At 55.7% G+C, this 22,018-nt stretch carries 23 protein-coding genes and 1 rRNA gene; 21 read left to right on the forward strand and 3 right to left on the reverse strand.

Features of this window, described 5'->3' with window-relative positions:
• Nucleotides 1-21 precede the first annotated feature (21 nt).
• The 6 genes from rrf (at nucleotide 22) to GXX34_08495 (ending at nucleotide 4,065) form a co-directional block, all read left to right on the forward strand.
• Nucleotides 22-137: ribosomal RNA gene (gene rrf / locus GXX34_08470) — 5S ribosomal RNA — on the forward strand.
• Nucleotides 138-494: 357 nt separating this feature from the next.
• Entirely contained in the window at nucleotides 495-1,430 is a 936-nt protein-coding gene (locus tag GXX34_08475) for a DUF4198 domain-containing protein (protein HHW07541.1), read from the forward strand.
• 23 nt (nucleotides 1,431-1,453) lie between these two features.
• The gene (locus GXX34_08480; protein ID HHW07542.1) at nucleotides 1,454-2,059 is read left to right on the forward strand and encodes a cobalt transporter CbiM; all 606 of its coding nucleotides are present in this window, start codon (nucleotides 1,454-1,456) and stop codon (nucleotides 2,057-2,059) included.
• A gap of 16 nt (nucleotides 2,060-2,075) precedes the next feature.
• Entirely contained in the window at nucleotides 2,076-2,840 is a 765-nt protein-coding gene (gene cbiQ, locus GXX34_08485; GenBank protein ID HHW07543.1) for a cobalt ECF transporter T component CbiQ, read from the forward strand.
• A complete protein-coding gene (locus tag GXX34_08490) occupies nucleotides 2,834-3,652 on the forward strand; it encodes an ATP-binding cassette domain-containing protein (GenBank protein ID HHW07544.1) in 819 nt (272 codons plus the stop codon). Before cbiQ ends, GXX34_08490 begins: the two co-directional genes overlap by 7 nt.
• Complete coding sequence (locus GXX34_08495; protein ID HHW07545.1) at nucleotides 3,649-4,065, forward strand: hypothetical protein; 417 nt, start codon at nucleotides 3,649-3,651, stop codon at nucleotides 4,063-4,065. The genes GXX34_08490 and GXX34_08495 overlap by 4 nt, the downstream gene beginning before the upstream one ends.
• A gap of 378 nt (nucleotides 4,066-4,443) precedes the next feature.
• On the opposite strand, the gene GXX34_08500 is transcribed toward GXX34_08495, so the two are convergent.
• Nucleotides 4,444-5,292 (reverse strand): hypothetical protein, encoded by an 849-nt coding sequence (locus tag GXX34_08500; GenBank protein HHW07546.1) that lies wholly within the window; start codon nucleotides 5,290-5,292, stop codon nucleotides 4,444-4,446.
• Nucleotides 5,293-5,457: 165 nt separating this feature from the next.
• On the opposite strand from GXX34_08500, the gene GXX34_08505 reads away from it, so the two are divergent.
• Both GXX34_08505 and GXX34_08510 read left to right on the forward strand, forming a co-directional pair.
• The gene (locus tag GXX34_08505; protein HHW07547.1) at nucleotides 5,458-7,713 is read left to right on the forward strand and encodes a molybdopterin-dependent oxidoreductase; all 2,256 of its coding nucleotides are present in this window, start codon (nucleotides 5,458-5,460) and stop codon (nucleotides 7,711-7,713) included.
• Complete coding sequence (locus GXX34_08510; GenBank protein HHW07548.1) at nucleotides 7,710-7,889, forward strand: hypothetical protein; 180 nt, start codon at nucleotides 7,710-7,712, stop codon at nucleotides 7,887-7,889. The genes GXX34_08505 and GXX34_08510 overlap by 4 nt, the downstream gene beginning before the upstream one ends.
• Before the next feature lie 44 nt (nucleotides 7,890-7,933).
• Here the strand turns inward: GXX34_08510 and GXX34_08515 are convergent, their stop codons facing one another.
• Complete coding sequence (locus GXX34_08515) at nucleotides 7,934-8,554, reverse strand: DUF3298 domain-containing protein (protein ID HHW07549.1); 621 nt, start codon at nucleotides 8,552-8,554, stop codon at nucleotides 7,934-7,936.
• A gap of 130 nt (nucleotides 8,555-8,684) precedes the next feature.
• Between GXX34_08515 and lipB the strand changes: the two genes are divergently transcribed.
• The 12 genes from lipB to rsmI all read left to right on the forward strand — a co-directional run bounded on the left by lipB (nucleotide 8,685) and on the right by rsmI (nucleotide 20,551).
• Complete coding sequence (lipB, locus tag GXX34_08520; protein HHW07550.1) at nucleotides 8,685-9,398, forward strand: lipoyl(octanoyl) transferase LipB; 714 nt, start codon at nucleotides 8,685-8,687, stop codon at nucleotides 9,396-9,398.
• The gene (gene lipA, locus GXX34_08525; protein HHW07551.1) at nucleotides 9,370-10,233 is read left to right on the forward strand and encodes a lipoyl synthase; all 864 of its coding nucleotides are present in this window, start codon (nucleotides 9,370-9,372) and stop codon (nucleotides 10,231-10,233) included. Before lipB ends, lipA begins: the two co-directional genes overlap by 29 nt.
• A gap of 14 nt (nucleotides 10,234-10,247) precedes the next feature.
• A complete protein-coding gene (gene mtnA / locus GXX34_08530; GenBank protein ID HHW07552.1) occupies nucleotides 10,248-11,306 on the forward strand; it encodes an S-methyl-5-thioribose-1-phosphate isomerase in 1,059 nt (352 codons plus the stop codon).
• Nucleotides 11,307-11,673: 367 nt separating this feature from the next.
• Nucleotides 11,674-13,416 carry a methyl-accepting chemotaxis protein gene (locus tag GXX34_08535; GenBank protein ID HHW07553.1) on the forward strand — a complete coding sequence of 581 codons (1,743 nt, stop codon included), beginning with the start codon at nucleotides 11,674-11,676 and terminating at the stop codon, nucleotides 13,414-13,416.
• A gap of 193 nt (nucleotides 13,417-13,609) precedes the next feature.
• A complete protein-coding gene (locus GXX34_08540; GenBank protein HHW07554.1) occupies nucleotides 13,610-14,329 on the forward strand; it encodes a polysaccharide deacetylase family protein in 720 nt (239 codons plus the stop codon).
• A gap of 271 nt (nucleotides 14,330-14,600) precedes the next feature.
• On the forward strand, nucleotides 14,601-16,058 hold the full coding sequence (locus GXX34_08545) for an aminotransferase class I/II-fold pyridoxal phosphate-dependent enzyme (protein ID HHW07555.1): 1,458 nt from the start codon (nucleotides 14,601-14,603) through the stop codon (nucleotides 16,056-16,058).
• 13 nt (nucleotides 16,059-16,071) lie between these two features.
• A complete protein-coding gene (locus tag GXX34_08550) occupies nucleotides 16,072-16,722 on the forward strand; it encodes a dTMP kinase (protein HHW07556.1) in 651 nt (216 codons plus the stop codon).
• Nucleotides 16,723-16,732: 10 nt separating this feature from the next.
• Nucleotides 16,733-17,722, forward strand: a complete 990-nt coding sequence (gene holB, locus GXX34_08555; GenBank protein HHW07557.1) for a DNA polymerase III subunit delta' — start codon at nucleotides 16,733-16,735, stop codon at nucleotides 17,720-17,722.
• A 26-nt stretch (nucleotides 17,723-17,748) separates the two neighbouring features.
• Nucleotides 17,749-18,585: a stage 0 sporulation family protein gene (locus GXX34_08560; protein HHW07558.1), complete on the forward strand. Its 837-nt coding sequence runs from the start codon at nucleotides 17,749-17,751 to the stop codon at nucleotides 18,583-18,585.
• 29 nt (nucleotides 18,586-18,614) lie between these two features.
• On the forward strand, nucleotides 18,615-18,920 hold the full coding sequence (locus GXX34_08565; GenBank protein HHW07559.1) for a DNA replication initiation control protein YabA: 306 nt from the start codon (nucleotides 18,615-18,617) through the stop codon (nucleotides 18,918-18,920).
• Nucleotides 18,917-19,675 (forward strand): tRNA1(Val) (adenine(37)-N6)-methyltransferase, encoded by a 759-nt coding sequence (locus GXX34_08570; protein HHW07560.1) that lies wholly within the window; start codon nucleotides 18,917-18,919, stop codon nucleotides 19,673-19,675. Before GXX34_08565 ends, GXX34_08570 begins: the two co-directional genes overlap by 4 nt.
• 15 nt (nucleotides 19,676-19,690) lie before the next feature.
• Nucleotides 19,691-20,551, forward strand: a complete 861-nt coding sequence (rsmI, locus tag GXX34_08575) for a 16S rRNA (cytidine(1402)-2'-O)-methyltransferase (GenBank protein HHW07561.1) — start codon at nucleotides 19,691-19,693, stop codon at nucleotides 20,549-20,551.
• Between the two features lie 24 nt (nucleotides 20,552-20,575).
• Here rsmI and GXX34_08580 read toward each other — a convergent pair whose 3' ends face one another.
• Nucleotides 20,576-20,821, reverse strand: a complete 246-nt coding sequence (locus GXX34_08580) for an AbrB/MazE/SpoVT family DNA-binding domain-containing protein (protein ID HHW07562.1) — start codon at nucleotides 20,819-20,821, stop codon at nucleotides 20,576-20,578.
• Between the two features lie 250 nt (nucleotides 20,822-21,071).
• Here GXX34_08580 and GXX34_08585 point away from each other — a divergent pair.
• The coding region (locus GXX34_08585) for a methionine--tRNA ligase (GenBank protein ID HHW07563.1) at nucleotides 21,072-22,018 on the forward strand (947 nt) is incomplete at its 3' end.

A 22,018-nucleotide genomic window follows, 5' to 3' on the forward strand; every position in this document is an offset into this window, starting at 1 on the left:
CTAAGTAACAAGTAAATAATTTCTGGTGGTCATAGCGGAGAGGAAACACCCGTTCCCATCCCGAACACGGCAGTTAAGCTCTCCAGCGCCGATGGTACTAGGGGGTGTGCCCCTGGGAGAGTAGGTCGCCGCCAGAAATTAATTTTGAAGCCGGAGCAAATAGCTCTGGCTTTTTTGATACCAGTACCCGGTTTTCCCTGGGCCGGCGGGACCAATAGAGAAAGAGATTTAGTTGGCAGGACGTGGAAAATAATTTTGATGGACAAAACAAAATACATAGTTTATAATCTAGCCTAGGAACTGGAGTCATGAAGACTCTGAATTGTATGATAACCTGCTTGTAAGATGCTACTCTATTCTTGATGGGATAGGATGAGACCATGAAGGTCTAGCAAGTCACAGGAGGACTTGTTAGCTTGTCATGGTCTTTTTGTGTTTCCTGCAGCACAAAAAGGCCCCGTGTACAAAGAATAAAGAATGAGGGTGGTATGCACATGAGAAAGGGTAAGACAGTATATGCAATTCTATTGTTTTTAGCTTTAGCGCTGGTATTTCCCACCGGGGCCTGGGCCCATGAGACCTTTATCAAAATGGCACCTTTCGGAGAGGCCGGGCAAGCCGTGACGGTGGAACTGATCCGGGGCCACTTCCCGGCTACGCCTGAGGCGGGAAGCTATTTTACGGAAATGATGGAGAGGCAGGACTTAGAATGGCGGTTTTACCTCCTGCATCCCGACGGCCGGACGGAAGACTTGCCTCTTACCCCCTACGGCGACGGTTATGTATCTTCCTTTGTGCCGGTAACCGGTGGGGATTACCAGGTGGTCTTTTACCGGGACCGGGGCATTCGTGATTACCAGCACGGTGAACCCGCCGGCTACCAGCAGATGTACGATACGGTGAAAGCTTATATCCATGTCCACGGCGAGGAAGATTACGAAGCCTTTGACCGGGTGGCGGGGCTGGACCTGGAAATCAAAGCGGTCAGCGACACAGGCCACTTGCAGGCGGGGGATACGTTTGAAGGACAGCTGTTGTACCAGGGAACCCCTCTGGCCGGGGCCAGTGTGACTCTGGTAGGAGAGGACGAAACCACCGCCGTGGCGGAGACGGACCAAGAGGGCCGGTTCCGTTTCACCTTACCCGGTCAGGGAGCTTACATGTTGAAAGTCGTCCATTTTGAAGACGCTCCCGGGACCGCCGGAGAGGTGGACTATATTGGGGTGCGCCATACTCATGTAGCCATGATTGCCACTTTGACGGAACAGGATGAAAGCAGCGCTGTCCCCGCAGCCGTTCCTGCTGAACCGCAGCCGGTTTCTCCCATTTCCTCTGCGGGAGGTTCTGGGCAAGTGGTAATCTACTTGGCAGCGGGAGTGTTGCTGCTGGGAGCAGGTTACTTGTTTGGGAAAAGCAAAAAAAGCGCATAACATAAAGGGAAAAGGGTGATGAGATGCATATTGCTGACGGTGCTGTCAGTCTCCCGGTGGCCGGGGTGGCGGCTCTGGGAGCCGGGGCGGTCTTGGCTTATGCCATCAAAGGTACCAAATCCGAGGAGATACCGCAGATTAGTCTAATGACGGGAGCGTTTTTTGCTCTCTCCCTCATCAGCCTGCCGGTAGGGCCCACCTCGGTCCACCCGTTGCTGGGAGGGCTTTTGGGGATTCTCCTGAAACGAAGGGCCCCTATCGCCATCTTTGCCGGGCTGCTGCTGCAAGCCCTGCTCTTCCGGCATGGCGGGATCACTACCCTGGGAGTGAACCTTATGTTGTTTGCGCTGCCGGCCCTGCTGGCGGATAAGATCTTTACCGGTCTCAAGCGATTATCCGTCTTCACTGCCGCCGCGGTGGCAGGGGGCGGAGCGGTAGCCAGCGGGGTCCTGCTGCTGGTGCTCCTGCTGTTGGCAACGGATCCTGTTTACGGCAGCGGTTTTCTCTCGGTGGTGAACCTTTTGGTGCTGGGGCATCTTCCTTTAATGATTATCGAAGGACTGTTGACCGGTTTTGCGGTGAGTTTACTGCACCGGACCAGGCCCCATGTACTGGCCGGGGAACACTGAAAAGGAGTAACGGACTTTGGGAAACCTGAAAGGAGAGCACAACCACCACTGGCATATTCCCCAGGGGAGGCCTCACTCTTGGGGATACACCTGGGAGCCCCGCACGAAAACCGTGGCGGCCGTGGTTTTCATCGTGGCCGTAGTCAGCCTGAGCTCCCTGCCGCTATTATTGGTCACTTTCCTGTTCGTTCTGGGGGCGGCCCTGTCTATGAAGCTGCCCGGGCGGGCGCTGCTGCGGGGGCTTTTGGGCGGGGGCGCCCTGGTCTTTTTGATGGCGGTGACCATTATCTTCGGTAACGGGCTGCCCGTGGCCCCGGAGCGACTGCATTTTGCCGGCCTTTTGGCTTTGAAAGGGCTGGTTTCCCTCACGGTGATGATCATGCTGCTGGGAACCCAACCGGTGGAGCAATACTTTGCCGGTCTGGCTCATTTGGGGCTGCCCGCCGTCATTACTTCAGTGCTGTTTCTGGCCTACCGCTATTTCTTTTTGCTGGGGGACCAACTGGCTAATACCCAGCGGGCGGCGGCGGCCAGGGCTTTCCGGCCGGGGACTAACAGGGTGTCTTACAAAGCTTACGGGGAAATGGCCGGGGGATTGTTCGTGAAGGCTATTGATCGTTCCGAAAAAATTTCCCGGGCCCTGGCGGCCCGGGGTTTTACCGGCAAGATGCCCACCGGCATGCCCGCCCCTGTCACCGCCGTGGATCTCGCTAAGGGCGCCCTCACCGTGGCCGGGGCAGTGATCCTGGCGGTGCTGGATGGGAGGTGGCCGCAGTGCTAGCGGTGGCCGTACATAACCTCAGCTATGTTTACAGCGACGGCACCAAAGCCCTGGATAACCTGTCCCTGTCCGTGGAGAAAGGACAGCGAGTCGCCCTGCTGGGTCCAAACGGGAGCGGCAAAACTACTCTGCTCCAGCATTTAAACGGCCTCATCTTGCCCCAAACAGGTTCCGTAGAGATCCTGGGCTATCCCGTCTGCAAGCAAAACTTGCCCTTGATTCGCAAGCTGGTGGGGATGCTGTTTGACCATCCCGATGACCAGTTGTTTTGTACCACCGTGGCCGAGGACGTGGCCTTTGGCCCCAGGAATTTGGGCTGGGATGAGGAAACGGTGCAAGAGAAGGTCCGGGAAGCCTTAAGATGGGTGGACATGGAGGAGTACGGCGAACGCCCTCCCTTTAATTTGAGTTTGGGGCAGAAAAAGAGGGTGGCCCTGGCCGGCACTTTGGCCATGGAATCGGAGATTTTTGTGTTTGACGAACCCTTTTCCGGGTTGGATGCCCCGGCGGCGGCGCAAATGATGCAGCTGCTGGAAAGCCTGCACCGGGAAGGAAGGACTATCATCCTGGTGACCCATGATATCGACATGGCTTATGCCTGGGCGGACCAGGTGGTCATTATGTACCGGGGGCAAGTTCTGGCCCATGGCCCCTACCGCCTGTTGGAGAACGAGGAACTGCTGGCGGCAGCCCATCTGAGCCCGCCTACTCTGGTAACCCTTTTTGCCGGCACCGGCTTTGCCCCACGGACGCCGGAAGAGGCGAGGCGGGTGCTGCAGGGCTTCCGCGGTGGCGAAGGAGGAAAGCTATGAAAAGGCAAGTGTTTCGTTGTTTGGTGATCATGATGGTGGCAGCGGCTTTGACCACGCTGCTTGACAGTGCGGCCTGGGCCCACCGGCTCCTCATCCGACCGGTGGAACCGGGCCGGGTGCAAGTCCTTTATGATGACCAGAAAGCCGCCCAGCAGGCGGAAGTCATCGTCTATGATCAGCAGCAGCGGGAAATTGCCCGGGGTAAGGTGGATGAAGAAGGTTATTTCACCTTTGATCCTAAACTGCCGGCGGCGGCCCTGGTGGCCAATGACGGCATGGGGCACCGGGCCACCTGGCACCCGGATGAGGCGCCGGCGCGGGAGATTCCCAAGCTGCCGGTGGTTATCCTGGTGGTAGCCCTGCTGGTATTCATTGCCGCCTTTTTCCAGTATCGCAGTTCCGCTAAAAACTAAAACCTCAGTGCCGGTGCGGCCGGCGTTAACCGGGCCGGCCCGGGACGGAAAGGGGCCGGGGAGAAGGCCGGCCCCTGGGTACGGGGTGCGCAAAAGGATCCCCGGCGAAGGTTCACACTCCTCCCCGGAGACAGCTTGGCATGAAGGGCCCAGTTGGCAGTTTGGCTGCGAACCGGAGAAACCATCGCTGGAAACAATCCCTGCCGGGCAGCGGTTCCAGGCAGGGATTGTTCTTTGTTGAGCCACTGGTGGCTTTCCGGTAGATGTGGCTAAAGTCCCGGTTTCTTGGGTGCACCAGCTATTCCTCCGGCGTTTCCGCCAGGCCGGCGGGTAGCGGTTTAGGGCCGGGGCATGGAATTGAGGTGGGAAGACACCTGTTCATTCGCAAGAGTTAGGCGAAGCCCGGCCGGCGTTGGTTTTCCGCCGGCGCAGGAAGTCAGCGCCTCCCGGTTCTATTCTAGCGGCTAAAGCCAGTTTGATGTTTTCGATGAAAGAATGCAGTTGTAGTTGGCCGGAGCGGCCCTGGGTCAATGCATCCAGGGCCTGGTTTACTGCCGGGTGGAATAAGCCGCCCGCCTGCCGGGCTGTTTCCCCGCGAGCGACGGCCCGGCGCAGGATCTCTTCCTCCCGGAACCGGAGAGCCCGGGGAAGGGGGTTGAGCACCAAAAGGCCCCCTTGAGCCGGGACAGTGCCGGTATAGCGACCGTCCAGGGGTACCGGCTTCTGCAGGAACAGGAAACCGTCACAGCAGTCCGTTCCGTGGCCTAAGATCGTCACCCCGTGTTCCCGGAGCCAGTGGACGGTGCCGGCCAGGTGGAACAAGTCCTTCGGTGCCGTGGCTAGGAGGGACACCGGTAGGGACGCCAGGGCGACCAGATCATAGCTCATCCGGTGACCGGCGGTGTCCTGGATCCCGCCCATCCCCGCCGTGACCACCAGGGGCACGCCCCACTGGGCCGCCACCGCCATGGCGGCGGAAGCGGTAAGGGCGGCGCTGGTGCCTTCTTGGCGTGCTTGCGCCAGCATGCTGCCGTCAATACGCTTAACTTCGTGGGCCTTTTTCCGGAAGGGCAGGTAAGCGGTGATATTACCCCGCCGGATTTCACCGTGTTCCATCCAAACTAGCCCGTCAAAATCCCGGGGAAACTGGGCCAGCAATTCCTCGTTGCTGAGGGCAGCGAGTCCGTGGGTTAACAGGGCCGTCTCCGCCAGCACTTTGATGGGCATGATGGTTTCACTCCTCTCCTGGCCATGTCCGCATGTCTATTATATTACAACCCCTGGGTCAGCAAAATATGCCTGAATAATCAGAAAAAATATTGACTGGGTGTGCCTGGTTTGCTATTATGCAACCGCCATGCTTACATTAACACTGGGAAGGAGAGCGGGAACATGGGAGAGTGGAAGAAGACCGGCTGCGTTTTGTGTGCCCAGAACTGCGGTTTGGAAGTACTGGTGGAGAATAACCGGATCCTCCGGGTGCGGGGTGACCGGGACAATCCCCGCAGCCAGGGTTACTGCTGTAAAAAAGGGCGCCGCATCGCCCATTACGCCCATCACGCCGACCGGCTCCACTACCCGCTTAAGAAAATGGGAGACCGGCACGTGCGCATTAGCTGGGACCAAGCTCTCCGGGAAATCGCCGCGAAGCTGGTGGCCATTAAAGAGAAATACGGCCCCAAGTCCTTTGCTTATGTGGGCGGCGGCAACATGGGCGGGCAGCTGGAGGTAGGCGTGGGATTGCGGCTTTTGAGCCTTTTGGGCTCACGCTATTACTACTCCTCCTTGGCCCAGGAATTTTCCAACGTCTTTTGGGTGGACGGCCGGGTGGCCGGGAGACAGGGTTTAACTTCCGTCCCCGACGCTCACCGGGCGGAGACCCTGGTGGCTTGGGGCTGGAACGGTTGGATGAGCCACCAGGTGCCCCGGGCCAGGGCTTTAATCAAAGATTTTGCCCGGGACCCGGCGAAAAAGTTGATCGTCATTGATCCCCGCTGTTCCGAGACGGCCCGGTACGCTGACATCCACTTGGCCCTGCACCCCGGGACGGATACCATCCTTTTAAAGGCCATGATTGCGATCATCCTGGAACATGGCTGGGAAGACCAAGCCTATATTGCTGCCCATGTGAACGGCTGGGAGGGGTTGAACCCCCTTTTTGAGGGTTTTGACGCCCGCCGGGGCGTGGAGGAAGTGTGCCGGCTGAATTACGACGAAGTGGTGGAAGTGGCGCGCTTGCTGGCCCAGACCAAGTCCTGCATCCACCAGGACCTGGGCATTCACATGAACCGCAATTCTACCCTCAACAATTACCTGCTGCATATTCTGCGGGCCATCACCGGGCGTTTTTGCGTGGAAGGGGGCCAGATCTTTCCCGCCTTCCTCTTCCCCATGGGAAGTCAGAGCGACGAAAGGGATCCCAAGACCTGGCGCACGGTGCAGGAGAAGATGTTCCCGGTGCTGGGGGTTTTTCCCCCGTCCATTCTGCCCGCGGAAATCTTAAACGACCACCCGGAACGGCTCCGGGCGGTGATCGTCAGTGCCTGCAACCCGCTCCGGTCCTACCCGGACACCCTGGCTTACGAAAAAGCTTTCCAAGCTCTGGAGCTTTCCGTGTGTATTGACGTGGCCTACACCGAGACGGCGCGCCTGTGCGACTATGTCCTGCCTAGCGCCAGCTACCTGGAGTCCTATGATACTACTTGTTTCAGCTATTCCTATCCGGAATTCTATTTCCAGCTGCGCCAGCCGGTACTGGTACCCGTCAGCCCGGAAGCCAAAGAAGGAGCGGCCATTTTGTTAGACCTCATCAAGGCCCTGGGCTTTTTGCCGGCCTTGCCCGGCGACCTCTATGAAGCGGGGCGGAAAGGGATTACCTATTATCTCGGCGCTCTGCAGGCCTATTTACAAGCAAACCCCGGTCATAAAAAACTGGCTCCTTTAATTCTGGCGGAAACCTTAGGTCAAGCCCTGGGGTCCGTGCACCAGGCGCTGGTGGTCGGCTTGCTCCTCAACAGCAGCCCAGCCTTTAAAGCCGGGGCCGCGGCGATGGGCTACCCGGCGGATGGGACCATGGTGGAAGCCATGTTCAAGGATATCCTGGCCCACCCGGAAGGACTGGTCCTGGCCATGTTCCAGGGAGACAATTTTTCCATGCTGGCGACGCCGGATAAGAAGCTGGCTTTGAAAATTGATGAACTGCTGGAACCGCTGAAAGAAGCGACAATCGAAAAGGAATTGGAAGCTTTGCAGCTGCCGGAGGAATTCCCTTTGATCCTGCATGCGGGCCTGCACCATGAGACCGTGGCCAATACTATGCTGCGAGACCCGGCCTGGCGGGAAGGGACCCGCTGGTACACGATGCTCATGCACGAAGCCGATGCTAGACGGTTGGGGCTTAGGGACGGGGACCGGGCGAGAATTGTTACCAAGGTTTCGGCGGCGGAATTGGAGGTGGAGATTAGCCCCTTGGCGGCGGAAGGCTGCGTGTACATCCGGCACGGCGGCGGGCTCATCTATGAAGGGAAAAAGTATGGGGTGAACGTGAATGAGCTGGTCCACAGCACGGACCGGGATGAAATGGGGACGCCGCTCCACCGCCGCATTCCTTGCCGGGTGGAACCGGCAGTCACCGGGCCGTGGAGGTGACGGAGGATAATAGACTTCCTGGCTGTCCCATCGGCAGCCGGGTCAACCAGGTGCTCCAGCCTCGCTTGGCGGAGGCCATTAAAGCCCTCAAGGAGGCGCTAGGCAAGGTGACCATGGCAGGATTACCGGCGGGATTCCCTCCCTTTGACCATTGGATTCTGGAGCGGGTAAAATAGAAGGCAGGGAGACGGTGGCCCTTTGCCGTCCCCCTGTCTTTTTTCTAAGCATTGGCGAGCATGGTCCCCAAGAGGCTGTCTTCTTCGATGATATCCTGCAGTTCATAGACGGAAATGGGGAACTGCGGGAAGCCGTAAGCATACGGAGCTAAGTCATAGAGCTGGTAGTAGATGACCAGGGCCTTGTCGGCGATGTAGAAATCCTGGTTGGGAGCTACGCCGGGAAATTCGTCGATGACGGGGATGTCCCTGGCTTTGATTTGCTGCTGCACGATGGCGTCTAGGCGAGTTAAGTAATCGGAATCGGGTTTAAACAGTTCTCCCAGGTAGTGTTCCTTGCCGGTATAGATATCAAAGTTCAAGGACTTGATGATAGTCATTCCGTGGGCGGCGTGTTCCCGGTAAGCGTAGTTGATGAGGGAGAGGCTTAAGACCCCCCGTTCATTGGTCTTGATTTCAAAATTGCCGGTGACCGAAACGGTGCGCGGGTCCTGGTAATACCCCTGCTGGGTGATCAGGTGCTGCACCAGGGCATAAATCTGCTGGTTCATGTGGTGCATGGCCATGGGATTGGTACCGGCGGTGATGAGAGGGTAAACTACCTGCAGGTTGTGCATGGCCATTCTTTTGGGCACGATCTGCACCGGGAGTTGGTATAAGTTCATTTTATCTCCTCCAATCCTCCAATGGTCCTTTCCCATAGCATATTCATTCCCTCGGAGTAAAGTGAGATGGGCGGCGGGAAAGAAATAGTGTAAAATAAAACGAGAACATACTAAAGGAGCGACCATACTAATGGAACCTATACTAGTGACGGTGCTGCCGGGTATAACCGGCTATCCGGAAGGGCTCAGCCTCCAAAGGCGGCTTTTGGCCTTAAGACAAGAGAACCAAATCCCGGATATTCTTCTGCTGCTGGAGCATCCCCCGGTGCTTACCCTGGGGAAAAACGCCAATGACACCCATATCCTGCTTCCCCCCGAAGTTTTGGCCGCCCGGGGCATCCAAATCTATCAAACGGAGCGGGGCGGCAATGTCACCTACCACGGCCCGGGGCAGATCGTGGGCTATCCTATCATCAACTTGAAAGAAAACGGCACCGGCGTGAAGGAATACGTGGCATTGCTGGAAGAGCTGTTTATCGATTTGCTGGCCAAAGAGTATGCCATTAACGCTTACCGGGATCCGGAGCACCGGGGAGTATGGATCGGGGATAACAAGATTACCGCCATCGGCGTGGCGGTGAAACGCTGGGTGACCATGCACGGTTTTGCCTTTAATGTGAATACCAATTTAGAACATTTTAAAGTCATTAACCCTTGTGGTATAATTGGCAGAGGCGTCACTTCCTTGCAAGCCATTTTGGGGAAACCCCTGGAGATGGAGGTAGTGCGCCGCCAAGTGATGGAGTATTTTTGCCGGGCTATGAAGAAGAAACCGGTAATGCTTTCCGTGGAGGAATTACGGCAGAGGATGGGAGATGAACCGGTTGCACCAGAGAAAACCTAAATGGCTCAAAGTGAAAATTGAAAACCTGCAGCAAATCAAGGAGACCAAGGAGATGCTGCAGCGTTTATCCTTGCATACCGTGTGCCAGGAGGCGCTGTGCCCCAACCTGGTGGAGTGCTTCGGCCGAAAAACGGCGACATTCATGATTTTAGGGAAGCACTGCACCCGCAACTGCACTTTTTGCAATGTAACGAAACAAAAGCCTGAGGCGGTGGACCCGCTGGAACCGGAACATGTGGCGCAAGCGGTAGTAGAATTGGGGCTCAAGCATGTGGTGATTACCTCGGTGACCAGGGATGACCTGCCGGACGGCGGGGCCGGTCATTTTGCCGCAGTGATCAACCGGGTCAGAGAAGTCGCCCCCGGCGTTACCGTAGAAGTGCTGATTCCTGATTTCCAGGGCAGCGAGGAAGCTCTGCTGACCGTGATCCAAGCCAAACCGGAGATTATCAACCATAATGTGGAGACGGTGCCCCGGCTGTACCCGGCGGTTCGTCCCCTGGCGGATTATCACCGTTCCTTGGAGCTTTTGGCCAATGTGAAGAAGCACAGCACCATTTATACTAAATCCGGTATCATGGTGGGCCTGGGAGAAACCCAGGCGGAAGTGGAGGAAGTGTTAAAGGATTTGCGGTCCATGGATTGCGACTTGCTGACCATCGGCCAGTACCTGGCTCCTTCCGCCAAGCACCATCCTGTGGTGGAGTACATTGAACCGGCCCAGTTTGATGAATACAAAAGAATTGCCGAGGAGCTGGGCTTCAAGTATGTGATTTCTAAACCCCTGGCCAGGAGTTCCTACCATGCCGACATTGCCGGTGATGTCGTTCTGTAAAAGGGGGGATCGGGATGAGCGTCGTGGGGGTACAAGCGGTACGTTTAGATGATGAACACAGCAGCCTGGTGATTTTGGACCAAACCCTGCTGCCCAATGAAAAAAAATACCTCCGGTTGACGGAGCCGGAAGAAATCTGGGAAGCCATTCGCTCCTTAAGGGTGCGCGGGGCCCCGGCCATTGGGATCGCCGCCGCCTTCGGGGCCTATTTGGGCATCAAGCACTCCCCAGCTTCCAGTTACGATGAATTGTATGCCGTATTTAAGAAAGTGAAGGATTACCTGGCTTCTTCCCGGCCCACGGCGGTGAACCTGTTCTGGGCCTTGGACCGGATGGAAGCACGCTTTAAGAAGGAAGCCGGGAAGAGCGTGGCGGAAATCAAAGCCGCTCTGAAAGAAGAGGCGGAAGCCATCCGGCAGGAAGATGAACAGGTGTGCGAGGCCATCGGCAGGCATGGGCTGACCTTGCTGGAGCCGGGGTGGGGGATTCTCACCCATTGCAACGCCGGGACCATCGCCACCGCCAAGTACGGTACGGCCCTGGCCCCCATCTATTTGGGCCATGAACGGGGCTATAATTTCCGTGTTTATGCCGGTGAGACAAGACCCTTGCTGCAAGGAGCCAGGCTCACCGCTTGGGAGCTCATGGAGGCCGGCATCGATGTCACGTTGATTTGCGACAACATGGCTTCCATCGTCATGAAAGAAGGCAGGGTTCAGGCGGTGCTGGTGGGCTGCGACCGGGTGGCGGCCAACGGTGACACGGCGAATAAAATTGGTACCTCCGGGGTGGCCATCCTGGCTAAGTATTATAAAATTCCTTTTTATGTTTGTGCGCCCCTGTCCACCATCGATCTAAACTGCCGCAACGGTGCGGAGATTAAAATAGAACAGAGGCCGGGAGAGGAGATTACCACCAAGTGGTACGCCAAGCCCATGGCGCCCCAAGGAGTGAAAACTTACAATCCTGCTTTTGATGTGACGGACCATGAGCTGATTGAGGCCATCATCACGGAAAAAGGCATCGTTTACCCGCCTTATAATGAAAACCTAGAGAGACTATTCCAGATTTAATTAAACAAGAAGAGCGGCAGCCTGCTTTTGTCTATGGAAGATGAAAGCAGGTTTTTCTTTAAAAAAATTAAATCCAAGCCGGTATGGATCTTTAAATTTAATGAAAATAGAGTATAATCATTATTGAATTCATAAGAACATAACCCATAATAGATGTAAATGTAACTATTTTGTTTACATTTATACATTTATTGCGGATGTACACATCCAATTTGAACGCCCGCAGGCCAGCCTGGTAGGGTCAGGAACGCTGAACCCTAGACCCGTGCAGTTAATGCCATGCCAGATACTGTGAGGAAAGCCTCTTGGCGAGTAGTGCCTGGAGGCTTTATTTATATATAACACTCTTTAAGGAGGCAACAGATCAATGTACTGGTTTACCAACTTAAAAACCAAAACTAAGCTGTTCTTGTCGTTTCTTTTCGTTTTAGTTATTACAGCTCTAATAGGAATCAACGGCTTGTTCGCGGTGAGAAACGTGCAGACCACTTTAGAAAGGCTTTACCATGAACGTTTTATCTCCAACATGCTGTTGGGCAAAATTCAGGTGAACCAGGAAAAGGTCAGTACGGAAATGCAGCGAATCGTTTACAAGGCGGAAGTACTGCAAGACCCAACGGTTATCCGGACTTCAGTGGGGGCCCTCAACGAACTGGCAGCGGAGAATGACCGGCTGCTGCAGGAATACGAACAGAACATCGACCGGCTGCTGCCGGAAGAGGAAGAGCTCCTGACCCGGCTTAAAACCGCCATGGCCAATTACCGGGCCGTCAGGGAAGAGGTGATCCAGGCAGCCCGGAGCGGCAATTTCGGCCTGGCGGTACAAGTTACCGATAACAAGGCCAGGGCCCTGCGGGAGGAAGTCTCCGATCTCCTGGCCCAGATGAAAGACCTCAATGACAGGATTGGCGCCGATCAGGTGGCGGCGGCTCGGGCTCAATTTATCAATACCGGGAGTCGCTACTTCATCATGCTGGCAGTGGCGGTGCTTTTGGTGATCGGCCTGTCCCTGCGCTTGAACAACGCCATTACCGGCCCGATCCATATTTTAGTGGATCATGCCAACGGCATGGCGGGCGGAGATTTTACCAGAGAAGTACCGGCGGGTGTGCTGCGCCGCCGGGACGAACTGGGGATGATGGCCCGGGCTTTTGGGGAAATGAGCAAAACCGTCCGCGGGATGCTGCGAGAAGTATCGGTACTGGTGGAAGAAACCGGCTCCTCCAGCGAGGAACTCTCCGCTACCATGGAGGAGGTCACCGCCCAAGGGGAGACTATTAACGGTTCTGTCCAGCAAATTGCATCCGGCATGGAAGAAATCGGTGCTTCCGTAGAGGAAGTATCGGCTTTCAGCACGCAGATTGTAAGCCGGGCCCGGCAGCTGGAAAGCCAGGTCAAGGAAAGCGAGTACAAGGCAGAGGAGATTAAAAAGAGAGCGGAAGGGATGAAAGCATCCGCCGGCCGTTCCAAGCAGACGGCGACAGAAATCTATGCCCAGAAGCAGCGGGATATTAAAACGGCCATGGAACAGGTCGGGGTAGTGGAGGAAATCACGAAGATGGCGGATGTGATTTCCGAAATTGCCGAACAAACCAATCTCCTGGCTTTGAATGCCGCCATCGAAGCAGCCCGGGCCGGGGAACAGGGCCGCGGGTTCGCGGTGGTGGCGGAGGAGGTCCGCAAACTGGCGGAGAGCTCGGCGGCTACGGCCGGGGATATTCACCAGGTGATCCGGCAAGTCACCACGGCGGTGCGCCAGCTTATCTCCCATGCCGGGGAAATACTGGAATTCATCGACGAGAAAGTGACCCCGGACTATGACATGCTGGAGCAAACAGCGGAACAATATGCCGGCGATGCCCGGTTCGTCAAGGATTTGACCCATCAGTTTTCTACCCTGACCGCGGAAATTACCGCAGCCATGCAGCAGGTAGACAATTCCATCGAAGCAGTGGCGGCGACGGTGGAGGAAGCCATTGCCGCCGCACAGGAGATCGGCAGCAGCTCCGGCGAAGCCAGCAAAGCCCTGGCGGAAGTGTCGGCCACGGCCCAGTCCCTGGCCCACACGGCGGAGCGGTTGACGGCGATGATGGCGAAATTCCAAGTATAACAGGCCACAGGCACCCACGGGTGCCTTTTTTGATTCTAAAGATTTCCGGGCATGGGGGCGGGGGGTCCGGCATAAGAGTAATGGGAGGAGTATGTGAGAGGGGTGGTGGCTGGTGCGGATCGTGACCGTTAATCTCTCGCGGCGTTTAAGGGGCCTGGGGGTCTTCTTGGTGGGATTGGTGGTGTTGGCCTTGATGGCCGGTCCCCTGGGAGGGCCGGCGGAGGTTTGGCTGGCGGTTATGAGCGGCGGCAACAAGCTGCGGCCGATTTATTCGGTGGATACGCAGGACAAAAAGGTGGCCATTAGCTTCGATGCCTGCTGGGGGGCGGAATACACCAGGCCCATTCTGGACATCCTCAAGAAATATGACGTGAAGACCACCTTTTTCCTGGTGAATATCTGGATCAACGATTATCCCGAGTTGGTGCGAACGATTGCGGAGGAGGGGCATGAAATAGGGCTGCACTCAGCCACCCATCCTGATTTCGCCAAGTTATCGGAAGCCCAGATGGTGAAAGAATTACAAGATAACTATGATGCCATTGTGGAAGTGAGCGGGTTTAAGCCCATCCTCTTCCGCCCGCCTTTCGGCAGCTATAATAATACTCTAATCCAGGTTTGCGAAAGAATGGGATTGCATGTCATACAATGGGATGTGGATTCCCTGGACTGGAAAGATTTGTCAGCTGCGGAAATCCACCGGCGGGTGGTCCAAGGAGTTAAACCCGGTTCCATCGTCTTGTTCCACAACAACGGGAAGCATACCGCCGCGGCGCTGCCCGGGATCATCGAGAGCCTGCAGCGGGAAGGGTATGAGATTGTGCCTATTTCCCAGTTAATCTACTTAGAGAACTATTATGTGGACAATAACGGGGTGCAGCGCCTAAAGGATGAGGCTCCCCTCGCCCAATAGAGGTCCCCGCACCGGCCTGAGGCCGGGGAGGCAGATTCCGGCCCGGATTGGTATAAACAAATTTTAGTGGGCAATACTATAAGCGGGGATCATGGTTACTATACGCGAAGGACCTCATCCACAAAAGGATACGGAACAATGACCCGACCGGCAAAAGGGCACCGAAGCGGTGCTCTTTTGCATTTTACCGGGCAAAATTGGCTTCGGCACAGGGGGAATCCACTGACAACTAATTGGCGGTATGTTACAATACCATTAATCTTTTCGGTTGGTGACGAGACCAGTGAAAACACCTTTGCTTCATGCCATCGAAGCCTATTTGCAAGAAAACACCACCAGGTTCCACATGCCCGGCCACAAGGGAAAAGTGAGAGCGGGAACCCCGTTGCAGCGGCTGTTAGGGGAACGGCCTTTTCAGGTGGATCTCACGGAAGTGCCCGGTTTGGATGACCTCCATGATCCGCAGGAGGCGATCCGGGCGTCGGAAAAAATTGCCGCCGGCATCTACGGCGCCAAGGAGACTTTCTTCCTGGTGAACGGTGCCACGGCAGGAATCATCGCTGCCTGCCTGGCTCTGCTCCAACCCGGCGATAAAGTGATCCTGCCCCGGCACGTGCATAAATCCGTGTTCAGTGCCCTGGTGCTGTCCGGCGCTGTGCCGGTTTACGTGGCTCCCACCTATCACCCGGTGTTGGGGATTCCCCTGGGAGTGCCGGCCGGCAGGTGGGAAGAGGCCTGGGACCGGCACCCGGACGCCAAAATGGTACTTTTTGTGCACCCGACCTATGAGGGGATTGTTTCCTTGCACCGGGAGCTGGTGGTCAGGGCCAAAGCCAGGGGGCTCAAAGTGGTCGTGGATGAAGCCCATGGGGGACATTTTCCGTTTCATCCCGAGCTACCCCGGTCCAGCCTGGCGCTGGGGGCGGATGTGGTGGTCCAGGGCAGCCATAAGACGCTGGGATCCTTCACCCAAAGCGGCATGCTCCACCTGGGAGGAGAGTTAGCCAGGGAGCCATTCCAACGAGCCCTGGGGTTGGTCCAGAGTACCAGCCCGTCCTACCTGCTGCTGGCTTCCCTGGAAGGGGCCCTTTATGAGATGGTTTGGCATGGGGAACAGGATTGGGAAGAAACCATGAGCTTAGCCGGGCGGATCCGGGAGGAAATTAAAGCATGCAGAGGGTTTCGGTCTTGGCATGAAGAATTATTTAATTATAATGAGGTTATAGGGCTTGATCCTACCAAAATCATTATTGATGGGCTGAAATTGGGTTTGACAGGCTACGATCTGGCCAAATTGCTCCGGGAGGAGTACACTATACAAGTAGAAACGGCCGGTCAATCCCATATATTGGTGTTACTTGGTGCCAGGGATCGTTGGGAAGAAGGAAAGAGGCTGGTTGACGCTTTGGGCGCAATCGCTCAATCCCGCGCCGGCCGGGGGAAATCCTTGCCTATTCCTTCTTTCCGGGAGGAACTGTTGCTGCCGGAAGTGGTGGTCAGCCCCCGGGACAGCTGGTTTGCCGCCAAGAAGCGGGTGCCCCTTCAGGAGGCGGAAAACGCCGTCTGCGGGGAACTGGTGGTGCCCTACCCGCCGGGTATCCCGCTCCTGTGTCCCGGAGAGCTGATTGCGGCACCCATGATCCGTTTATTGCTTCGCTTGCGCGAACAGGGGATTCACTGGCAGGGATTAGCGGATCCCGCTTTAAACACCATTCAGGTGTTGGCTTAGATAGGATGGGGGCATGCAGTTGACTGGATTGTTTATTACCATCGAAGGCCCGGACGGAGCCGGAAAATCCACCCAAGTGCGATTGCTGGCGGCATACCTGCAGCAGCAGGGATGGCCGGTGGTCCTGACCCGGGAACCGGGAGGGACGGAACTGGCGGAGAAAATCCGCGGCTTGTTGCTGGAGGTATCCGGGGAACCGGTGACCCCGGTGGCGGAAGTCTTGTTGTATGCGGCCAGCCGGGCCCAGCACGTGGAGTATCTCATTAAACCTGCCCTGGCGAAGGGAGCCGTTGTCATCAGCGATCGATTCGTGGATTCCAGTGTCGCCTACCAGGGATACGGCAGGGGCCTTGGGGCCGAATTAGTTTGGCAGATTAACGAACCGGCGTTGGGCGGTCTTTTGCCTCACCTGACCATTGTGCTGGATATTGATCCGGAGGCAGGTTTGCAGCGCCTGGCCCAGCGCAGTCAGGAACATCGCACCGGCCTGGACAGGCTGGAACGGGAAGCCCTGGACTTTCACCGGCGGGTGCGGGAAGGTTTTCTCCAGTTGGCCCGGCAGTTTCCGGACCGGGTCGCCGTGCTGAGTGCGGCAGGCCGGGTCGAAGAGGTCCATCAGCAAATTATCGCCCTGGTCAGCCGGTCTTTGGCGAAAAAGGTGTGATGCAGTGGGAATGCGCACTTTTACTGATATCCTGGGACAGGATTTGATTGTCCGGCACCTGCGCCAGGCGGTGGCCGCAGGGCAGGTGCATCATGCCTATCTTTTTTACGGTCAAGAAGGAGTGGGAAAAAGAACCGCTGCCCAGGCCCTGGCTGCGGCATTAAACTGCCTGTCCCCTGATGGGGGGAACGCCTGCGGCCGCTGCCGGGCTTGCCAGGCCGTGGCCGGCGGTACTCATCCTGACCTGTATGAGATAAGTCCCCAGGGCAAAAACATTAAGATAGATCAAATCCGAGCCCTGCAAGAGGCGCTGAGCTTTAAACGCTGGCAAGGAAATTACAAGGTAGCGGTGATCGATGAAGCTGACCTCATGACCGAAGAGGCAGCCAACAGCCTGTTGAAAATGCTGGAAGAACCCAGCGGCAAGACCTGCTTTGTGCTGTTGACTTCCCGGCCTCAAAGCTTACTGCCTACCATCTGGTCCAGGTGCCAGCGATTCAGCTTCCGTGCCGTGCCCCCGGAACTCATTGAACAAATCCTTTTACAGCAAGGAATTTCACCGTCTCAGGCGAAGCTGTTTGCCAGGTTAAGCGACGGCAGTCCCGGCCAGGCTTTGGCCAAGCTCAAAGATGACCGGTTCCTGCCGGCCAGGCAGCAAGCCATTGCGTTTTGCCGCAAGCTCAAGGAAGGCGGCGTCAAAGACTGCTTTGAGGTAGCCGCCGCCCTGCATGAAGCTGAGGATGAGGAGATCCTCACCCTGATGGCCCGTTGGTGGAGGGATCTCCTGGTATGGCAAGCATCCCAGTCGGAAAGACTATTAGTCAATGTGGATCTATATGATGCCATCCGGCAAGAGAGACTGCCGGCAAAAAGCCTGAAGCTGGCTTTGCGGGAAACGGAAAAAGCCAGGCAGCGCCTGAGATACAATGGGAACCGTCGATTGTGTTTTGAAGTGATGACCCTTAGAATAAACCAGTACTTGAAAAGTAGAACCGGATAGAGGTTGCGGCGGAAAGGAGGTCGGGGATGCTCACTGTTATCGGCGTGAGGTTTAAGAAAGCCGGCAAGATTTATTATTTCGATCCGGCGGATTTAGATATAAAAGCGGGGGACCAGGTCATCGTGGAAACATCCCGGGGGATCGAATTCGGCGATGTGGTGGTCGGCCCCAAACCTGTAAATGACGATGAAGTAGTCCTGCCCCTAAAAAAAGTCATTCGCATCGCCACCAAGGAAGACCAAGAGGTGGTAGCCGCGAACAAGGAAAAAGAAAAAGAGGCTTTTGCCATTTGCTTGCAAAAGATCAAGGAACACGAACTGCCGATGAAATTAATTGATGTGGAATATACCTTTGATGTCAGCAAAATCATTTTTTATTTCACTGCCGAAGGGCGCGTGGATTTTCGTGAATTGGTAAAAGATTTGGCCGCCATTTTCCGCACCCGGATTGAGCTAAGGCAAATCGGGGTCCGGGATGAGGCTAAAATGCTGGGAGGGTTGGGCCCTTGCGGCCGCGTGGTGTGCTGTGCGTCCTTTTTAGGGGAGTTTGATCCCGTGTCCATCAGGATGGCCAAGGATCAAAACTTGTCCCTGAACCCGGCGAAAATATCAGGGCTGTGCGGCCGTTTGATGTGCTGCCTGAAATATGAAAATGAAGCTTACGAAAAAGCCAGGGAAATTGTGCCGCCTGTCGGGGTGAAAGTCAGGACCAGAAAAGGTGTCGGGCAAGTGGTGGCCAACAACTTGTTAAGGGAAACCGTCACCGTGGAGTTTGACAACCTGGAGAAACAAGACTTTCCCGCGGCACAAGTACGTGTCATTGAGGAGAAATGTGGACACTGCCAGAAAGGCTGTTCCCATTAACAGCCGGCAAGATTATCCTGTGGGGGGTGATGGGCATAAAGATCCTGCAAGCAGTGATGGAGCTGGAGACAAAGCTGAAAGCCGCTTTAGAAGAAGTCCAGGAATTGAAGATGTACGCTTATGCCCTGGAACAGCAAAATGAACAGCTGAGAGCAAAACTTTATGCCCAGCAGGAGCAAGGCACCGCTTACGAAAACCTGTCCAAACTATACGAAGAAGGTTTTCACGTATGTCATGCCCACTTCGGACGTTTTCGTTCCCAAGGCGAAGATTGCCTGTTTTGCTTGGGTTTCTTGCGCAAGAACAATAAGGATCACCAGGAGAAGAAGGAATGAGTAGAGTGGAAGTGCGGCTGGAAACCGGTGAAAAGCTGGAGAGGTTAGGCAAGAACTTGTTCATTATCCAACATGAACAAGGGTACCGGTTTTCCGTAGACGCAGTGCTCCTGGCGGGTTTCGTAGAACCGAAACCGGGGGAGAGCATTTTTGACCTGGGCACCGGGTCAGGGGTGATTCCCCTGCTGCTCTGGCTGCGGGAAGAAAACATCCGGGTGACCGGCTTGGAAATCCAGCCCCGTTTGGCCGGCCAGGCCCAGCGCAGTGTTTTGTTGAACGGCCTGGCGGATCGGATTACCATTGTCCAGGGAGATTTGAAAGAATTGCAAGAGGAGTGGTTAGGCCGGTGGGATACAGTGGTGTCTAACCCTCCTTTTTTTCCGGGAGGGACGGCCGGCAGGATCAATACCCTTTGGGAGAAAGCGGTAGCCAGGCATGAAATCGCCTGCACCCTGGCCGATATCGTGGCGGCGGCTAAAAAGCTGCTTAAGCACAAGGGAAGACTGGTCCTCATTCATAAGCCGGAAAGGTTGCCGGCAATCCTGGAGCTCTTCACCGGGTACCGGTTTAAGCTCAGCCGGTTAGCTTTTGTCCACCCGCAAAGAAATCTCCCCGCCAACCTCATGCTGGTGGAGGGGGTCCTGGGAGGGGGAAAACCTCCCCTGGTCCTGCCCCCGGTGGTGATGCGGGATGAGGCGCAGAAATACACCCCCCAGTTGGAAAAACTGTTTGCCGGGGGAAATCTGTTCGCGTGAAAAGAGGAAGGGTTGATGACAGGGACTTTATATATTTGTGCGACACCCATTGGCAACCTGGAGGATATTACCTTGAGGGCCCTCCGGGTACTCAAAGAAGTGGACTTGATCGCCGCGGAAGATACACGTCATACCCGCAAGCTGCTGCATCATTACGACATCCATACTCCTTTAACCAGTTATTATGAACATAACGCCCGGGAAAAAGGTCCTTTTCTCTTGGAACAGCTCCGGCAGGGGAAAAGCATTGCCCTGGTTTCCGATGCCGGTACCCCCGGCATTTCCGATCCGGGCACCCTGCTCATCCAGGCAGCCGTCGCTGCCGGGATCCCGGTGGTCCCGGTGCCGGGGGTGACGGCCTTCGTGACCGCCTTGTGTGTTTCCGGTTTACCGACGGACAAATTTGTCTTTGAAGGGTTCTTGCCCCGCAAGGACCGGGAGCGGAAAAAACGATTGGAGGATTTGCGCGGGGAAGAAAGAACCATCATCTTTTATGAAGCCCCGCACCGGTTGCCGGCTACCTTAAAGGCCATCGCGGAAGTAATGCCCCGGCGCCGGCTGGTGGTGGCCCGGGAATTGACCAAGCAGTATGAGGAGATTGTGCGGGGGACCCCGGCGGAATTGCGGGCCCATTTTGAGGCTCACCCGCCCAGGGGCGAATTCACCCTGCTGTTGGAGGGCCGGCCCCCGGAGGAAGCCGGGGATGAGCCGGCAGTGGAGGAAATCCCGGATCCGGCGGCCCTGATGGCCGCCTTAGAAGAGCAGGGATTCGACTGGCAAGACGCCATTAAAGAGGCGGCCAGGCGCCTGGGCGTACCCAAGCGGGAAGTCTACCGGGCCGTCAAAATAGACAAAAAAAATCAAGGCACCTCTTAGCCGGGTGCCTTGATTCATATTGAGCTACACTGCTTCGTACATAGCTTTGGCGCAGCGGGTGCAGACATTCTTGCCTTTAAAGACGTGAATGTCTTCCGCATTTCCACAAAAGACGCAAGCAGGCTCATATTTTTTAAGAATGATTTTTTCGTGGTCAACATAGATTTCCAGGGCATCTTTTTCGTCGATGCCTAGGGTTCTACGGAGCTCGATGGGAATTACCACGCGCCCAAGCTCGTCCACTTTTCTGACAATGCCTGTTGATTTCATCATGTCTCTCCCCTCCCCCAATTCAACATGATTCGACATAGTCTATCTAAATGATACCAACGATTCCATTAAAAGTCAACCCTCCTTTAAAAATTTTTTACATTAATGTCCAACTGGCTCGATTGTTCCCGGTTCCTCGACAACTTGACAGCCGCATACCCATTATTTACAATAGGCAATAATGTATAATAGGAGTAAGGGTTCTTCAGAGCCTAGGGATTATTCCGGATTAGGAGGTTGGTGGAAGAAAATGTCCAAAGATGTGTACTACATAACGACACCCATCTATTATCCCAGTGACAACCTGCATATAGGTCATGCGTTGACGACGACCATGGCGGATACACTGGCCAGGTTCAACCGGATGAAGGGAGTTGACACGTATTTTCTAACCGGCTCTGATGAACACGGGCAGAAGATTCAACGGCGGGCGAAGGAAGCGGGCGTCCATCCCCAGGAATTTGTGGACAAGATCGTAGCCGGCTTCCAGCATCTTTGGGAAAAGCTGCATATCTCTTACGACGATTTCATCCGCACCACGGAAGAGCGGCATAAGAGAGTGGTGCAGCAAATTTTTAAGACCATCTACGATCAGGGGGATATTTACAAATCCGAATACGAGGGCTGGTACTGCACTCCCTGTGAAACTTTCTGGACGGAGCGGCAGGTAGTAGACGGCAACTGCCCGGACTGCGGCCGCCCGGTGGAACTGGTAAAAGAGGAAAGCTATTTCTTTAGGATGAGTAAATACGCCGACCGGCTCCTTGAACATATTGAAACCCATCCTGAGTTTATCCAGCCGGCCAGCCGGCGCAATGAGATGATCAATTTCATCAAGCAGGGACTGGAGGATCTGTGCGTTTCCCGCACTACTTTTGACTGGGGCATTCCGGTACCCATCAACGAGAAACACGTCATCTACGTGTGGTTTGACGCCTTGACCAACTATATCTCCGCTCTGGGCTACGGTAGCGGCGATCCCAAGTTTGACCGGTACTGGCCAGGGGCCCGGCACCTGGTGGGGAAAGACATCGTCCGCTTCCACACCGTTATCTGGCCCATAATTTTAATGGCTGCCGGGATCGAGCTGCCCAAGGCTGTTTACGGTCACGGCTGGCTCCTGTTGGACGAAGGCAAGATGTCCAAGTCCAAGGGCAACGTGGTGGACCCACTGGTGCTCATTGACAAGTACGGCGC

Source organism: Clostridia bacterium (assembly GCA_012840125.1).
Classification (GTDB): domain Bacteria; phylum Bacillota; class DULZ01; order DULZ01; family DULZ01; genus DULZ01.

Coding starts and splice junctions, on each gene's coding strand:
- GXX34_08500 (HHW07546.1), bottom strand. CDS start 5,292: ATGCCCATCAAAGTGCTGGCGGAGACGGCCCTGTTAACCCACGGACTC.
- GXX34_08560 (HHW07558.1), top strand. CDS start 17,749: ATGCTCACTGTTATCGGCGTGAGGTTTAAGAAAGCCGGCAAGATTTAT.
- lipB (HHW07550.1), top strand. CDS start 8,685: ATGGAACCTATACTAGTGACGGTGCTGCCGGGTATAACCGGCTATCCG.
- GXX34_08505 (HHW07547.1), top strand. CDS start 5,458: ATGGGAGAGTGGAAGAAGACCGGCTGCGTTTTGTGTGCCCAGAACTGC.
- GXX34_08550 (HHW07556.1), top strand. CDS start 16,072: ATGCAGTTGACTGGATTGTTTATTACCATCGAAGGCCCGGACGGAGCC.
- lipA (HHW07551.1), top strand. CDS start 9,370: ATGAACCGGTTGCACCAGAGAAAACCTAAATGGCTCAAAGTGAAAATT.
- GXX34_08535 (HHW07553.1), top strand. CDS start 11,674: ATGTACTGGTTTACCAACTTAAAAACCAAAACTAAGCTGTTCTTGTCG.
- GXX34_08515 (HHW07549.1), bottom strand. CDS start 8,554: ATGAACTTATACCAACTCCCGGTGCAGATCGTGCCCAAAAGAATGGCC.
- GXX34_08540 (HHW07554.1), top strand. CDS start 13,610: ATGGCCGGTCCCCTGGGAGGGCCGGCGGAGGTTTGGCTGGCGGTTATG.
- GXX34_08475 (HHW07541.1), top strand. CDS start 495: ATGAGAAAGGGTAAGACAGTATATGCAATTCTATTGTTTTTAGCTTTA.
- GXX34_08480 (HHW07542.1), top strand. CDS start 1,454: ATGCATATTGCTGACGGTGCTGTCAGTCTCCCGGTGGCCGGGGTGGCG.
- GXX34_08580 (HHW07562.1), bottom strand. CDS start 20,821: ATGAAATCAACAGGCATTGTCAGAAAAGTGGACGAGCTTGGGCGCGTG.
- mtnA (HHW07552.1), top strand. CDS start 10,248: ATGAGCGTCGTGGGGGTACAAGCGGTACGTTTAGATGATGAACACAGC.
- GXX34_08495 (HHW07545.1), top strand. CDS start 3,649: ATGAAAAGGCAAGTGTTTCGTTGTTTGGTGATCATGATGGTGGCAGCG.
- GXX34_08570 (HHW07560.1), top strand. CDS start 18,917: ATGAGTAGAGTGGAAGTGCGGCTGGAAACCGGTGAAAAGCTGGAGAGG.
- GXX34_08565 (HHW07559.1), top strand. CDS start 18,615: ATGGGCATAAAGATCCTGCAAGCAGTGATGGAGCTGGAGACAAAGCTG.
- rsmI (HHW07561.1), top strand. CDS start 19,691: ATGACAGGGACTTTATATATTTGTGCGACACCCATTGGCAACCTGGAG.
- holB (HHW07557.1), top strand. CDS start 16,733: ATGCGCACTTTTACTGATATCCTGGGACAGGATTTGATTGTCCGGCAC.